Below are 15,593 nucleotides of genomic sequence, written 5' to 3'. Positions count from 1 at the left end.
ACCTCCGCATGATTCATTTTAATATGAATTCAACGAAAGTGTTTTTATATCATTCCCACTAATTGGGGTCAGTCCACATGATAAGTTGTCTTAGGATGTTTTTAATATGTCAGCAATTACTGACTGAAATGAAAATGAATCTATATCAAGATATTTCAATACAAGATCCGTATCCAAAACATAGAAGATTTACATAAAGAAAGTCTACGTTCAACACAAGTTGAAATCGGGAGATGGTGGAGTATGACGAATTTAAAATGAATTCTATCCGACTTCCTAATACTATCTCATAATTTATTTAAGGATAACGAGGTATTACAACATTTAGCTTCTATATATTCATTCCCACACTTTTTGTATAATTATAGAAAATAGTCTATTCTATAATTATAGTCATTAAATAAATTTTATAAAATATTTATATTTACAGTTAAATTCATTTATTTATTTAAATAGCTTGTTAAATACTATTGATAATTTGAGGTGGGTATGATGTTAGAAATTAGAATTCTTACTAACAACGATTTAAATCAATATATTACTTTATTATCAAACCATTCACATACATATTCATGGGATAAACTTTATCTTCAACATGTTTCTCACAATTACTTAAAACAAATTTTATCTAAAGAAGAAGTCTATTGTAATATTTTTGGCGCTTTTAAAGACGGGGAACTTGTAGTTGGTGTTACATTGCGACAACTCAACCAAATTGGCACGCGACATAAAGCAATGTTGGAAAATCTCTTTCTAAAAAACAAAAAAGACGAGATTACTGTACAAAATTTAATCTGTGAAGTAATTAATTATGCACAGTCTCGTCATATTGAAAAACTAATGACTTGTATCCCGTCAAATCATATTGGTACAAAGATTTTTTTCACTGCCTTTGGTTTTGAAACTTTAGGAATTGAAAAAAACTCATTTAAAATAGATGATACTTACTTTGATGTTCATTGGCTACTTTATGATATTAAATAGATAGTTCCAATTTTTTATTTATTGTCATCTTCTATGGTAGGATCAACCATATCGATAAATTTAAATTCACCATCTGTGTAAATGAATTTTAAAATACAACAATTTCCAATGATATATTGATTTGCCATATCATCACCTATCCATTTTCTTAAAAAAACCTGAATAGCTGTACCATGACTTACCGCTAATAATGTTGTTCCTTCAGAGGATTCTACTAGATTGCTCATTGTCGTAACGATACGATGTTCAACTTCATTTTTTGTTTCTCCTCCGAAAGGAAATAGTCTATTTCCAAAAATATCATTTTTATCCCAAACTGCGTCCAATAATTGAACACTATCTCCTTCAAATAGCCCAAAACTCCATTCTTTTAATCCTTTATTACGTTGATATGCTTTATCAGGTAAAACATTTTCTAACGTATCACATGCTCGTTCCGAACTAGATGAAAATGCTTCGTCAAAAATAATATGATTCTGTTTAAAATAATTTCCTGCTTCCTTCGCTTGAGTTATCCCTAATTGTGTAAGCGGAGAATCACTCGCGCCTTGAACTTTTCCTCTTAAATTAAACATAGTTTGTCCATGTCTCATTAAATAAAGTATTTTACTCATTATTTTCACCTCAATATATTCTTTTAAAAAAATATAGGCGATTTTCTTTTACACCACTTTATAATCCACACATAGTATACCTTAGTTTTTTTATTCTTTAAAATAATTAAAAGTAAAAAACTAATTAATACACGTTTTATTTTCAATGTGCTGGGTATAATTAATTATAAGTTTTATAAAAAAAGGAGCGTTCATTATGAATGATCATAATCATTGTAATTATGTCAATCCTAATAAGCTCTCATTAGATTGGGAATGTTTTGTAATAAGTAAATCAGAAATGTTACTTGATGGAGTTCCTAGTGAACTTATCCATTCGTGGTTAGATAGAGAAATTATAGAACCTTTTTCAGTTAGAGATAATGAATTAAACTTTAAAACTAAAGATATATGGAATGCTTTAAATCAACAAAATTGGTACTATTCTTATTCAAATTAATTTGTAAAGACTAATTGCTCGATTAGCACTTTCGATAAGTTGGTGGTCAACGTAATTTGACATAACATATGCTCTAATTTTTTTATTGTTGCGTTCATTTTTGGGGAATTTATGATCATTTACAATATAGTTTGCTAAACTTCCTAGTGGCGTATCATCATTAATAAATCCAATAACAAAATCATAAAATGTCACTCTTTTCCTCCTCACATTACAACACTTTAGTATCTCTTATCATCATGTTGTTTTTGAATGAATTATCTTTATTTGATTCTATTAAACCAATTAAACCATGTTATTTTTAATTATTCACTATAAACATTCTATATAGATATTAATTTTCTGTAAATGTGAAAATTTTTCGAATTTTTTATACCCTTTTATTTCCTTTTTGATTTTCCTCTTTTAATTGATAGTCTTATTAGTATTATTATATAGATTTATCACTGCCGATTAGTACATTTCTGTTTAATCGACAGTTTTATTATTATTATATAAATTTTCGAAATATTTCTTTCAATAAGAATTAAAGTTTTACCTTTCTTTTAAAGAAGTGATATGATGATACAAAAGACATCATTTTATTGAGGTGACAACTACCTATGAATATCAATAAATTATTTTGGATTAATATTATTATTACCATTTTATTTCTAGGTTTTAATATTATTGTCACCTATTTTCCTAAGTTAGATGATTATTTCTGGCTCATACCTGGTTTAATTATATGCGGTTTTACTATTTTATTTAGTTTAATTGTCGCTATTTTGGATAAAAACCTTATAAACGAAATAATTTTTTTGACTAATCTAATTATTTTTTTATATTATATATATCCATTGATATATAACTTTTTTTAATTAAAATGTGGGAGGCTTACAAATGAGTACACATTTAACGATTTTACTTTGGCTAGGTGTCATCTTTGTTGTTGCAGCTTCGATTATATTGGGCTTATTGCTAAAATCTAAAAAAGAAGAACGAAAAGAATCATATTTAGGCTTTACAGTCGTCTTCTATATTTTTGGTTTTGCTTTATTAATATATGTACTAATATTTGGTATTTTATAATTAATAGGTTTTAAAAGAACAAAATAAAATCATATTTTGTTCTTTTTTTATATTTTCTCTATAACAAGATTAAGGAGATATACATTGAATACTGTTCAATCAAAGAGTTTTAAATTTTTTATTTTTATTTCAATACTATTTTTCGTATTCCCTTCTCATACTTATGCATCTATAAGTTCCATTTCTTCACCTTCAGAAAAAACAAATGATTTCAAATTACAACCTGGTGACATTATTCTGACAAAAGGCCCAGTATTGTTTGGTTTCTTTGGTCATTCAAGTATTGCTTTAGATCATAATACTGTTCTACAAATTGAAGGTCCTGGTGATAAACCTATTACTGAATCTTTTGAGTCGTTTAAACAACGATTTGGTAGTGAAAAAAATGATTGGATTAAAATATATCGTTGTGAATACCCTAATGCAGGCCAAAAAGCGGCTGATTGGGCAAAAGCACATTATAAAGATAGTGATACAACTTATTTAGTTACACTTAACTTAAAAAGTGAACGTTTTACATATTGTACTAAAATTATTTATCAAGCATACAAATATGGTGTTAGTAAAGATACAATAAATGATCATGGTTTACTGATTATCTCTCCATATGCTTTAGTTGATAACTTTAATAATGACTATCGCCTTCATCTAGTAAAAAAATACTAATAGTCCAAGACTATAGCATAACACTTTATTTTTCACATACACATTAATGATATTCAAAGGAACAACTTATTTTATGAAAAACAAAAAAATACATTATTCATTTTTTTATTATATGTTTTTAACTCTTATTATTATATTATTTATTCTTCTCTTTCTTTATTTTTATAAACATCTAGAATCAAAACAAAACAAATCCTTAGATTACTATTCTAACTTTAATGATTTAAAACAACATACAATAAGGAATAAAGATTGGAAAATAATTACAAAACATCGTAACCATAGCGATATCTTAATTACAGCTATTCATGGTGGAAGTATTGAACCTGGAACCACTGAAATCGCTCGTCGTATATCAAACATTGGTCACTATAATTTTTATACATTCGAAGGCCTTCGCTCAGATAATAATTCTCAACTTCATATTACTTCTACTGTTTTTGATGAACCTCAATTATTAGATATGCTTAACCATTCGTCAAAAACAATATCTATTCATGGATATGCAGGCAATGACCCCATTGTTTACGTAGGTGGTAAAGATAAAAAATTAGTTCAAGCAATACGCCATTCACTATCTCATAACGGATTTACAGTACAAAAAACACCTAAAGGAATTGAAGCCCTCTCCGATCATAATATTATTAATAGGGATAAAGAAGATACAGGAGTGCAATTAGAATTGACAAACCGCCAACGAGCCTTGTTTTTTAAACATAACAACTTGAATAAAAACACTAGACAATCTCCCAAAAATTATACGAGAACATTTTATAAATTTGCTGAAGCAGTAAATCAAGGTATTAAAAATGCTCAATAAATGTAATATAGATTTTTTAGTTTTTTAATTAAGTAAAATTGGGTATATATAACCAATGAGTTTAGGAGGAGTTTTTATGGACGAATTAACTAAAGAACAAAAATATACAGTAGCAAAGTTTTACAAACTATATATGGAACGTTCAAATAGTGGTCAAACAGAAGAAGAAGCAAATCATTTCAAAGATAGTATTACAGCTCAAGATGACTATTTTTGCGATAGAAAATATAGCGATTTTTTAGAAAATTGCAAAGTTCTTATTGATCACGGTTATCTAGATGGAGAGATTATGTCTGATAGAATTGATAATATTAAAGTTACAAATAAAGCTTTTACAGAAATTGAACAAAGCTTTAATTAAAATATTTAGTCTTTTCAATCTATTCCTATTCAAGGATATTTTGCTTAAAAGTTTTAAATAAATAGTAATATATATTTATTTAACTATTAGTATGACTTTTAAAGCCTGCAACATATGTATAAGTATGTCTCAGGCTTTTTATTTTTAGTAGAAGGTGATTTAGCATGAATAATTGGAAAATAAATAATATGACAAATAGAAATCTACTTATACAGCAAAACGAAAATGATGTTTCTATAGTTGAACCTTTAAGTAATGGATCATTTAAAATTTTATCAGAGTTTAAACTGGATACATCTTCTATTCCTATTGATACATATGATGATAATTTATATATTTCAATCTCTTTCAAAAATGAAGAACTTAATATTTACAATAAATCAAATGAATAACGCTAGTATATGAATAATTTTGTTAACCAAAATGTTTTAAAAAAATAATAAAATGTTAAATATATATTAATAATTATTATGTAACAATTATAGTAAAATTTGATTGATATGTTGTAATTATGGAGGTCAATTATGGATAAAGTTATATTCTATCTGAGCATTACTTTATTTTTAATCGCATGTATATTGATTGTTTTTGGTATTATTGCAATTTTTAAGAATAAAAATTACTTAAAAATGCTTGCTATGGCTATTATTATTATCTTATTAAGTATGCTTGCATTGGGTATTCACAAAGTCATTGAGAGTAATAATCCCTCTAAAAGTGATATAATTCCTACAAAAAAAGAAGAACCTAAAGATGATAAAACAAATAAAGAAAAAAGTAGTAAAGAAGAAAAAGATTCTAAAAAAGATAATAAGGATAAATCAAATGAGTCTACTCAAGACACACCTTCTCCTCAAGAAAGTACAACAACTACAGAAGAAAATTCAATTCAGTCATCAGAATCATTAAATACACAACAACCAACACAACAAGAAAATCCATCTACTGAACAAAATACATCGCAAAATAATGCTACTACAAACAATCAAACTTCTGCACAGCGACAGCAAGAAACACCTATACAACAACATGACACATCTCAGCATCACACGAATTCATCAAATAATGATTCACAACAAACAAACTCTACACAAACACAGAATAGTCAATATAGAAATCAATATAATAAAGCAAATGAATCTTATACCACAGAAGACAATTTTGACGATGTAAATCAAAACAGTACATCAAATACCACTCAAAATATACAAAATGATGGCACTGATAATGATACTAGCCAAACAAACAATGAGTCATAAACACTCCCTTCAAAGTTTTCATTTTTTTAATGTCTACTTTAAAGAGAGTATATTAAACTATATCGCAAGTTCTTTTATTTTCGACATCTTTTTAAAATTGACAAATATTTATTGAATATTACATTCAATGTGCCATACTAAATTACAACACAACTTAAAAACAAAGGGATGAGACGATGAAAAAATTAGCCTTATTAACGCTTTCAAGCTTTCTAGTATTAGGTGCATGTAGCCATAATAACAATATAACCAAAGATGTAAACAAAAGTGCACATAAAAAAAATAATCCAAATGCACATAAATCTAAAGGCAATTCTGATCGCGTAGATAGTAAAAAAATGAATAAACATTAAAAATAAGGAGTAGAAGCGCTATTACTATTCATCCGCTTCTACTCCTTATTTATTATTCTTCTTCATATTGTTTAAAGTAATCTTCATCTAAATGATTAAGATGAATATTTTCAATTTGTAGTGTAACATGTTCTAAATTATATTTTTCTTTCAACAATTCAGAAACTTTATTAATTGTTGAATACGGCCATTTAGTATATTCATCACTTAAGACAACATGAGCACTTAATGAACTATGGTTTGTAGTGATGCTCCATAAATGAAATTCATGTACATCTATAACACCCTCAACGCTTTTCATTGCATTAATAATTTCATCTGAATCATATCCATCAGGAATACGTTCCATTAATACTTTCCAAGCATTTTTAATTATTTTATAACCACCATTTAAAATAATAAGAGAAATGACGATACTAATGATTGGATCAATAATTGCCCATCCAGTAAAATGGATAAGTACTACTGCGACGATAACGCCAATTGAATTTAATAAATCACCCAAAAAATGCCACAATGCACTTTGAATATTCACATTATCTTCTTTTTTTAAAGATCTGAATAAAATAAGCGTTAAAATGACATTTACAATAAGACCTAATACAGCCACAAATATCATTACACCACTTGCTACCGATTCAGGATGTATGATTCTCAAAATCCCTTCATACATGATACCTAGCGAAATAACAATTAATGCCAAACCATTTAAGAAAGCTACAATAATCTCTAACCTTAAAAATCCATACGTATAATGTTTCGTAGGAGATTTACTTGCGAAATAAATAGCAAGCATAGACAATCCTAGCGCCAATACATCACTTAACATATGGAATGAATCTGATAATAAAGCAAGGGAGTTAGCATATAATCCACCTACAAACTCCACCATTGTAAAAATCAGCGTAATAATCAAAGAAGACCAAAGCGTTGCTCTTGAACTACTTTGAAATTTCCTATGCTCTACATGATGAAAATATTTTGATTGATTGTTCATTACTTCTCTCCAAAAAATTTAAATTATAATCCATTTCTTTAAAATTACCCTAATACATATTAAAAAAACCTTACAAGCATTAATATATCAACGTTTTAATGTTATTACAATAAACAATTGAAATTTAGAAATTTAAAAACATTGTATATTTGAGGCGAAATTATTTATCACATAAATGTAAATATAAAATTTCATTACATTTAATCACCACAGTTGATTAACCAACCATAAAAGTTCGTTATTTCTATTTTGTCTTAGACTAACTGACTTAAATCTGACGTTAGTCTAATATATTTATTATTCTTTAATTTATTAACATTTTTTATGTGTTTGAATAATCAAGTTATATGCCGTTACTACATTAAATATTTTGTGATTTCTTGAATATAGTTATTCATGTCTCAATGCAACACAGTGCGTCTCTCAGCGACTAAAAATAAAAAAACGCCACTCAATAAGTGACGTTTGAACTATTTCATTATTTATCGTTTTTATTATCTTTAATTTTGAAAATATCTCTTATCAATTCGTTACTTCCTATCCAATTAGAAATAGTACTCATAATAAAGTTTACTAATTTTCCTATCAGTTCCATAGACATATCTCCTTTAATATCTCTACTTTACTAATACCACTATTCAACTTTTTTAATTATAAATCAATATCCTATCATCATTTAACTTCACAGATGGTACTATTCTTCTATATACGTTATTTCTTACTAACATTAAATTGAATGGTAAGATAATGCCTACCCTTTCTGCTGCGTTTAGTTCGTTCCATATCTCTACTTCCTTATCCGTCATTAGATTATGATGAGTAATAGAAATATTATATTCAACTGAAGATTGACACATACATATACTTAACTTAGTATTAAACTGTAATAAAAAGCTTACCTATTGGAGTAGGTAAGCTAAAACTCATAATAGTCCAAAACTATTAATTTCATTTGTATTTCTTACTAATTATGCTGTTTACTATTGGAGTAGTAAGCAGCTATTTCTTTTTTAGATCATAAAGTACGGTAACAAAAATGAAGTTATACACAATATAAGCCATACAAACAATAGTTATTATTAACATTAAAGCTTTCACCATTATCAGTACTCCTTTTTAATTTCACATTAACATATCATTTTACTATTTGTATTTTAAGACTTTCATTATTCAGATTTGAACTGTAAGATTTATTAAACGCTACATACTCAATATAGGTACATAGATAAGCTATATAAAACTACGTATCCATTGTAACTATACAGACATGCCACAATCGGATTTTCTAACTTAGATAACGGACAATTTCGTTTTCTAATGCACTGACTTAGTGCATCAAGCATTTGTATTAATTACTAATCTCACATTTGAGCCGAGTAAAAGTTAATATCCTCAAATTTGGGGATATTAAGAGAAATAGCTAATACGTCCATATATGGACGCATTTAACTAGTCCACATTTGGACTGGTTAAACCAGTATATTCAAATATGAGAATATTAAAAGGTGGCCCTAATTTGAGGCAACCCAAAAATATTTACAAACGTACTTTTGAGTACTATTGCTATTTTTTATTAGTCTGTAAAATATAAAGTTTTGACAAGTTATAAATAAAAAGACTGCACCCAACGGATACAGTCATTTTAAAGGATACTCATTTTGAGTAGTAAATTTCAGTAGCTATTTAGATTATCTTATAAACGGCTCTGAATGCAAATAGAAAACGTTTACTTTTTATAAATGAAAATTTCCCACGTCATACTTACATTATTTTTCATCTTTGCATTATTTCTATATAGTATCAAGACAAGAAGAAAATCGTTTTCAACTCGTTTCTAAAACCAAAATCAACCTAAATATAATTCTTTAATTTTTCTCTGGTCAAACCCATTACTAAAATCTAAAAAATACGGAATTTGCCATTTTTGAGTACTAACAGCTGTTTTATTCAAATTCTGTTCCCAGCTAGGATAAACACGAATAGCCATTTTCCCTTTATACTTTTCAGAGCTAATAATCCCCTTTTTAACCAATAAATCTTTAGGAAAAATAAATTGACCTTTTTTAGATCCATCTAAAATATTAATAATTAACTTATCTTTTGATTCATTAAAATTAAAAGGTCTATTTTTATTAATCTCATTCTTACACCAAAACGCGACAAAATAACCAACTTTTTTAGGCGTTTTTTTAGCCAATCTACTTTTAAATTCAACTCCATTGAACTCAAAATTAAATGCCTCATACTCTTGATTCCATTGTTCAAATTCATGTTTTATCAAAGAAAAGTTACGATCAAACAACGGTATTTCATTCAAAAAAGCGATAGAAATATAATTACTATTCATAAAAAACTCCCTTCTACTCAAAAAATCATAAATCAACATTGCTTTATTCCATATTCTTTATTAATTTTGAGTCTCTGAAGCCTTATTAAACCAAAATAAACGAATTGTCGTATAGTGCATGCTATTCAATATACGTCTGTAAATTTAGTTAAAAATTCTTCTCAGCACCAATAAATTTCTCGACATAAATGCCGTATTCTATTTTTTCTCTTTCTTTGTGATTTTAGCTAACAATTTAGCTGTTTTTTCTTCAAAAACTGTTGCTACAGCAACTAGAATATCTATGGCTTTTTTACAAACGTACAAAAACTCCAAAATATTTAAAGCTCCTTTTTTTAAATAGTTCTTCTTAACATTAATAAATTTTCTCGGCATAAATGCATGGTCTATTTTTGTGAAGATTTCTTAAAAATACCAATAAACCAATTAATTAAAAGACACACTAACACACCAAAGATAAGTCCATCTAACAGTTTAAAAGATAACTTTTCAGGGGTTGGGAGCAAATAATTCATTGTACAACGAAGCATGATTGCTAATACTAATGCTTTTAAAAAGTAATTAATCTTATCCACTTATTTCACTCCTTTTTAGCAAACTTTATTACAAGAACTATTTAATTTTTAAATACACTTATTTACAATTTTAAGGCACTTTTTATAGCACTTAGAGGATTTCATATATAATTTTTATATAACGACTCTTAAAACGCAAATGAAAGTTAAATTTAAAAATTAGAAAAACATATCCTTTACTCTAGATACTCACAAATTAAACTCTTATTTAATACTAAATACAGAATAAAAGGTCTTACAAAATACTGATACTTTAATTATTCCTAAATAAAAGGATATAATATATATATAAAGATAGTTACGTGCTATTGGGTACGTTTTTTAAAGCATTTAGTGAAAATAAAATTGATCGTTGGTTTATTAATGAGTACAAATTACTTCCTGATGATTTTCCTAGAATTGTAATTCATGAAATCTGTCATAGTCATGCGTCACTTTTGATTAATAACGGTACTAGTTTAATGGTTATTGCACAAAGATTAGGTCATTCATCTATTGAAAAAGTAAGCACACGTTATGGACATTTATATCCTAGTACACAAAAAGAAATTGTAAAATATTTATGAGGTGATGAAATGGAAATTTTTAATTGGAATATTATTAATAAAACAGATTATGAAATAGAGTGTAATTATTTAGGAAAAGACATAATAATTATAGATCAATCAACAAATAGACAGTTAGTATATTTTAAATACAATGAAATTGAAAATACTTATATTGAAGATGAGAAAATTCGCGATATAATTTCCCAAATTCATAACGATGAAAATGAAATAATTTTATACATTGGGGCATATTTGGGGCTATATTGGGGCAATAAAAATAAAAAGCCTGCAACCAATAGGGTTACAAGCTATGAGATGGAGGCGGCGGGATTCGAACCCGCGTCCAGAGGTCCTGATACAAATTTTTCTACGTGTGTAGTCTATTGATTAATTTCGCATATTGGTAAGCAACAGACAACCAACAATATGCTAGTTTGATTGAATTTCATCTAAACAGACTTCAAACGGCAGTGTTTAGCATATCCTATTAGGGTTGAATCGCGTTAACAGCACATAGGAAATGCTGTTAGGCGATGCAGAGTGCTATTACGCAGCTACTGCTAAATTATTGTTTGATTTGTCAGTTATATTTAACCGAATGTGTTGATGACGGAGACAACCCTCCGACACGCTTAATAAGCTCGGGGGACCCCTGTCGAATCCAAAAACGCCCCCACAATATAATAAAATAATACAAGATAGTTTAATTTAATCAACTTTACTTATCATATCAAATAGAGCCCGATTAAGCAACAATTGTGCTTAATAACGGGCTTTCATTGCACGATCAACGTCTCGTTTCATTGCTTTATCTTTCAATGCCTGACGTTTATCATGTAATTTTTTACCACGAGCTACACCTAATAAAACTTTACATTGTCCATGTTTTAAATACAGTTTCAAAGGAATAATAGAATATCCAATTTCTCTTGTACGTTCACCTAATTTGATAATCTCTCTTTTATGCAATAATAGCTTTCTTGATCGTAATGGATCATGATTAAAACGATTTCCTTCCTCATATGGAGCAATATGCATATTATTAATATATATTTCTCCACGCTTTACTTGTGCATAACTGTCTTTTAAGTTCGCACTACCACGTCGAATCGATTTAATTTCCGTACCTTGAAGCACAATACCTGCTTCAATAGTATCCTCAATATTATAATCATGTCTTGCTTTACGGTTTTCAGCCAACGTACCTGGTGATTTTGTTTTTTTCTTAGCCATAAATGTATGTCACCTCTTTGCTGATTATTTTTTCTTACGACGTGCTTTTTTCTTAATATTTTTATCCTTATAAAAAGGTTTATGCTTGGATGAGTTTTGCTTATCACGTTGACGTTGATTTTTACCCTTACGTTGTTTACGCTTTTTCTTTTTATTTTTATGATGATGATCTTTAGATTTGTCTAGAGATTTACCACGTGTTTTAGCTTGAATTGTTTTACCACGAGCAGGACGCTGTGATTTATCATTTTTAGGTGATGGCATACCAACAATTTGGAAATCTATCATACGTTCATCTACGTCTACATGCGTCACTTTAACTTTTACTTCATCACCAATTCTAAACACTTTAGCATGTCGTTCACCAATCAATGCCATTTGTCGTTCATCAAATTGATAATAATCATCTGTCATATTAGAAATATGAACCATACCTTCTACAGTATTAGGTAATTCTACGAACATACCAAAATTGGCAACAGAGCTCACAATACCTTCAAATTCATCACCAATATGCTGAATCATATATTCAGCTTTCTTCAACTCATCCGTATCTCTTTCTGCTTCAATTGCACGACGTTCACGTTGAGATGTATGTTCTGCTAATTCTGGCAATATTTCTTCCCATTTATGCATTTCTTTATGATTCATAGAGTGATCGATAAGATACTTGCGAATTAAGCGATGGACTGTTAAGTCAGGATAACGACGAATCGGTGAAGTAAAATGTGTATAATATTCTGCTGATAAACCAAAATGACCTAAATTCGTATCATCATAATGTGCTTGTTGCATTGAACGTAACATCATTGTTGAAATAACCATTTGCTCAGAACGACCTTCAACTTCTTCTTGTATAGATTGTAATGTTGAAGGATGAATATCTTCACCTGTTCCTTTAACCATAATACCAAAATTGGTAATAAAGTCGAAGAATTGACGTAATCGATCTGATTTTGGTTGTTCATGAACACGATAAATAAATGGTACTTCCAATTTGTTAAAATGTTCAGCAACCGTCTCATTGGCAGCTAACATAAATGATTCAATTAAACGCTCTCCATCACCACGTTCTCGCAATACTACGTCTGTAGGTATACCTTCTTGATTGACCAATACTTTAGCTTCACTAATGTCGAAATCAATTTCGCCACGACGTTTACGCATTTGGATAAGTCGATTAGATAAGTCTTGTGCTAAATCTAACATTGGTACAATTTCACTGTATTGTTTCCGTACTTCTGGATTTTTTTCGGTAATAATTTGATTCACTGCATCATACGTCATACGATAATTTGAATGAATAACACTATCAAATATTTCATGATTCACCACTTCGCCACGCTCATTAATTTCCATGCGACAGCTTAATGTTAAACGGTCTACTTCTGGATTTAATGAACAGATACCATTACTTAAGCGATGTGGAATCATTGGAATAACACGGTCTACTAAGTAGACACTCGTTGCTCTATCATAGGATTCTTTATCTAACGCAGAGCCTTCTTTTACATAATAACTTACGTCTGCAATACTTACTGTAAGTTCCGTATGACCGTTATCTAGACGTTTAACACTAATTGCATCGTCTAAATCTTTAGCATCTGCACCATCTATTGTAATGGTAAGCTCATTTCTTAAATCTCTTCGCCCTTTAATTTCTTCAGGTTTTATTTCCTCAGGTACTGCTTCAGCTTCTTTTAATACCTCATCAGGAAATTCAATTTCGATTCCATGTTGATAAATAATTGAAAGAATATCTACACCTGGATCATTTTTGTGGCCTAGAATAGCAGAAACATGTCCTTCCGGATTATCTGTACCATCAGCATATTTTGTAATTTGTACAAGTACTTTATGACCATCTACGGCACCAAGACTCTGTCCTTTAGGTATAAATATATCTTGCATAATACGTTTATCGTCAGGAATGACAAAACCAAAATGTTTTGCTTCACTATAGGTACCTACAACTTGTGTTACAGAGTGTTTTTCTATAGATTTTACTTCACCTTCAACTTTTCCACGATGCTCCCCTCTAGATTTTTGTAATTCAACTATTACTGTGTCTCCATCTAAAGCACGATTAATCTTTGTGGGTGGAATGAAAATGTCTTCCAGTTCTTCATTTTCTGGGCGTAAAAAAGCAAAACCTTTTTTATTTTGACTTAAGGTACCCTTTATTAATTTTGAACTTAAATTCTTATTTGATACTTTACGTTGATAGCGATCTGTTTTTGTTCGCTCTACCAATCCTGCTTGTTCAAGTTCAACGAGCACCTTTATTAATTCTCTAAATGAGTCGGCACTATTAAGACCTAAAGCATCTTGAAAATCTGATACAGACATTGGTTCATAATCAGGTTGTTTTACAATTTCTTCAATGGATTGCTTTAAATTCATCATGCCCCTCCTTTCTCCAATCATTTATTTTATTATTTATTCAGACCAATCTAATCCTTCTAAAAACTCATATACATCTTCAAACACTTGCTCTTTTTCTTTGTCAATCGTAATGACATGTCCTGAGTTTGCATACCATTTAATTTGTTTTTTATCTGAATCTACATTTTCGTATATATAATTTGCTGACTGAGGATCAATCATTTTATCTTTTTCAGCTTGAACCACTAAAATCGGGTCTAAGACTTCATCTACTTCGCTACGTACATGGCTTAATGTGTCACTAAGTTCTTTGAGTGTTTCAGTAGGATGAAAGTCTTTCATTTCATTATCGATAGTAATTTGGTCTTTACCTTCGTATTTTTTAAAGTTACGTGCATATTCTAAAAAGCCTTCATAAATTGTGCCTTCTGTTTTTACTTCAGCAGGAGCACACATTGTTACGATACCTTTTACAGGCCGATTTAAACTTAATTTCAAGGCAAATACACCGCCTAATGATAGTCCAGCTACTGCTATTTCATCATAACCTTGCTCTACAAGATAATCATAGCCATCAAGCACATCTTTAAACCATACATATGGACTAGATTTTAATATTTCTTCTGGTGGTGCAGCATGGCCTTCATACTGTGGCGCATATGAAGTATACCCTTTTTTCTGTAAAAATCTACCAAGTTGTCTTACATCAGATGAATTACCTGTAAATCCATGTAAGAGTAAGACTGCTCTTTTACCTTCTTGGAAAAAGAAAGGTTGAGGTAACTTAATTTGCATTTCTTATCCCTCTCTAACAAAAATAATAATATGATTATTCTCTTAAATTATATTCATTATATAATCAATCTATTTTATTCCCTTAATAGGTTAAATATATGCATTGATGAATATAGTAGAATAATAACTTTTTTTATAAAATGTGT

18 protein-coding genes, 1 other RNA gene and 1 pseudogene are annotated in these 15,593 nt (G+C 29.0%); 11 read left to right on the top strand and 9 right to left on the bottom strand.

Annotated elements, in window-relative coordinates; genetic code table 11:
• Window positions 1-492 precede the first annotated feature (492 nt).
• On the top strand, window positions 493-984 hold the full coding sequence (locus AC2FB1_RS05990; RefSeq protein WP_490674374.1) for a GNAT family N-acetyltransferase: 492 nt from the start codon (window positions 493-495) through the stop codon (window positions 982-984).
• A gap of 14 nt (window positions 985-998) precedes the next feature.
• Here AC2FB1_RS05990 and AC2FB1_RS05985 read toward each other — a convergent pair whose 3' ends face one another.
• On the bottom strand, window positions 999-1,598 hold the full coding sequence (locus tag AC2FB1_RS05985) for a histidine phosphatase family protein (RefSeq protein ID WP_490674373.1): 600 nt from the start codon (window positions 1,596-1,598) through the stop codon (window positions 999-1,001).
• Between the two features lie 196 nt (window positions 1,599-1,794).
• On the opposite strand from AC2FB1_RS05985, the gene AC2FB1_RS05980 reads away from it, so the two are divergent.
• A complete protein-coding gene (locus tag AC2FB1_RS05980) occupies window positions 1,795-2,037 on the top strand; it encodes a hypothetical protein (RefSeq protein WP_490674372.1) in 243 nt (80 codons plus the stop codon).
• Here the strand turns inward: AC2FB1_RS05980 and AC2FB1_RS05975 are convergent.
• Window positions 2,029-2,232 (bottom strand): sterile alpha motif-like domain-containing protein, encoded by a 204-nt coding sequence (locus AC2FB1_RS05975; protein WP_490674371.1) that lies wholly within the window; start codon window positions 2,230-2,232, stop codon window positions 2,029-2,031. The two genes, AC2FB1_RS05980 and AC2FB1_RS05975, sit on opposite strands and share 9 nt — an antisense overlap.
• A 407-nt stretch (window positions 2,233-2,639) precedes the next feature.
• Here AC2FB1_RS05975 and tsaA point away from each other — a divergent pair, with 407 nt between their 5' ends.
• The 8 genes from tsaA to AC2FB1_RS05935 all read left to right on the top strand — a co-directional run bounded on the left by tsaA (window position 2,640) and on the right by AC2FB1_RS05935 (window position 6,567).
• On the top strand, window positions 2,640-2,897 hold the full coding sequence (tsaA, locus tag AC2FB1_RS05970; RefSeq protein ID WP_490674370.1) for a type II toxin-antitoxin system antitoxin TsaA: 258 nt from the start codon (window positions 2,640-2,642) through the stop codon (window positions 2,895-2,897).
• Window positions 2,898-2,919: 22 nt separating this feature from the next.
• Window positions 2,920-3,108: a type II toxin-antitoxin system toxin TsaT gene (tsaT, locus tag AC2FB1_RS05965; RefSeq protein WP_490674369.1), complete on the top strand. Its 189-nt coding sequence runs from the start codon at window positions 2,920-2,922 to the stop codon at window positions 3,106-3,108.
• A gap of 84 nt (window positions 3,109-3,192) precedes the next feature.
• The gene (gene lnsA / locus AC2FB1_RS05960) at window positions 3,193-3,774 is read left to right on the top strand and encodes a lipoprotein N-acylation protein LnsA (RefSeq protein ID WP_490674368.1); all 582 of its coding nucleotides are present in this window, start codon (window positions 3,193-3,195) and stop codon (window positions 3,772-3,774) included.
• A gap of 73 nt (window positions 3,775-3,847) precedes the next feature.
• On the top strand, window positions 3,848-4,594 hold the full coding sequence (locus tag AC2FB1_RS05955; RefSeq protein ID WP_490674367.1) for a poly-gamma-glutamate hydrolase family protein: 747 nt from the start codon (window positions 3,848-3,850) through the stop codon (window positions 4,592-4,594).
• Window positions 4,595-4,670: 76 nt separating this feature from the next.
• Window positions 4,671-4,955, top strand: a complete 285-nt coding sequence (locus AC2FB1_RS05950) for a hypothetical protein (RefSeq protein ID WP_490674366.1) — start codon at window positions 4,671-4,673, stop codon at window positions 4,953-4,955.
• 164 nt (window positions 4,956-5,119) lie between these two features.
• Window positions 5,120-5,347 (top strand): hypothetical protein, encoded by a 228-nt coding sequence (locus tag AC2FB1_RS05945; protein ID WP_490674365.1) that lies wholly within the window; start codon window positions 5,120-5,122, stop codon window positions 5,345-5,347.
• 132 nt (window positions 5,348-5,479) lie between these two features.
• On the top strand, window positions 5,480-6,214 hold the full coding sequence (locus tag AC2FB1_RS05940; protein ID WP_490674364.1) for a hypothetical protein: 735 nt from the start codon (window positions 5,480-5,482) through the stop codon (window positions 6,212-6,214).
• A gap of 176 nt (window positions 6,215-6,390) precedes the next feature.
• Window positions 6,391-6,567, top strand: coding sequence for a hypothetical protein (locus AC2FB1_RS05935; protein ID WP_490674363.1), 177 nt, complete (start codon window positions 6,391-6,393; stop codon window positions 6,565-6,567).
• Window positions 6,568-6,619: 52 nt separating this feature from the next.
• Here AC2FB1_RS05935 and AC2FB1_RS05930 read toward each other — a convergent pair whose 3' ends face one another.
• From AC2FB1_RS05930 to AC2FB1_RS05920, 3 genes are all read right to left on the bottom strand, one after another.
• Window positions 6,620-7,564, bottom strand: a complete 945-nt coding sequence (locus AC2FB1_RS05930) for a cation diffusion facilitator family transporter (RefSeq protein WP_490674362.1) — start codon at window positions 7,562-7,564, stop codon at window positions 6,620-6,622.
• A 1,846-nt stretch (window positions 7,565-9,410) separates the two neighbouring features.
• Entirely contained in the window at window positions 9,411-9,911 is a 501-nt protein-coding gene (locus tag AC2FB1_RS05925) for a MepB family protein (RefSeq protein ID WP_490674361.1), read from the bottom strand.
• A gap of 386 nt (window positions 9,912-10,297) precedes the next feature.
• Window positions 10,298-10,486, bottom strand: coding sequence for a hypothetical protein (locus AC2FB1_RS05920; RefSeq protein ID WP_490674360.1), 189 nt, complete (start codon window positions 10,484-10,486; stop codon window positions 10,298-10,300).
• 284 nt (window positions 10,487-10,770) lie between these two features.
• On the opposite strand from AC2FB1_RS05920, the pseudogene AC2FB1_RS05915 reads away from it, so the two are divergent.
• Window positions 10,771-11,052 (top strand): annotated as a pseudogene (locus AC2FB1_RS05915) (tyrosine-type recombinase/integrase); the annotation flags it as partial.
• A 295-nt stretch (window positions 11,053-11,347) separates the two neighbouring features.
• Here AC2FB1_RS05915 and ssrA read toward each other — a convergent pair.
• From ssrA to AC2FB1_RS05895, 4 genes are all read right to left on the bottom strand, one after another.
• Window positions 11,348-11,709, bottom strand: a transfer-messenger RNA (tmRNA) gene (gene ssrA, locus AC2FB1_RS05910).
• Window positions 11,710-11,796: 87 nt separating this feature from the next.
• Window positions 11,797-12,267, bottom strand: a complete 471-nt coding sequence (smpB, locus tag AC2FB1_RS05905; protein WP_490674359.1) for an SsrA-binding protein SmpB — start codon at window positions 12,265-12,267, stop codon at window positions 11,797-11,799.
• A 24-nt stretch (window positions 12,268-12,291) separates the two neighbouring features.
• Window positions 12,292-14,670 (bottom strand): ribonuclease R, encoded by a 2,379-nt coding sequence (rnr, locus tag AC2FB1_RS05900; protein WP_490674358.1) that lies wholly within the window; start codon window positions 14,668-14,670, stop codon window positions 12,292-12,294.
• 36 nt (window positions 14,671-14,706) lie between these two features.
• Window positions 14,707-15,447: an alpha/beta hydrolase gene (locus AC2FB1_RS05895; RefSeq protein ID WP_490674357.1), complete on the bottom strand. Its 741-nt coding sequence runs from the start codon at window positions 15,445-15,447 to the stop codon at window positions 14,707-14,709.
• Between the last annotated feature and the right edge of the window lie 146 nt (window positions 15,448-15,593).

This window comes from Staphylococcus sp. CoH_129_LAB_1 (assembly GCF_058191515.1).
The sequence above is the reverse complement of the archived record's forward strand: the minus strand, read 5'-3'. Positions and strand labels throughout refer to the sequence as shown.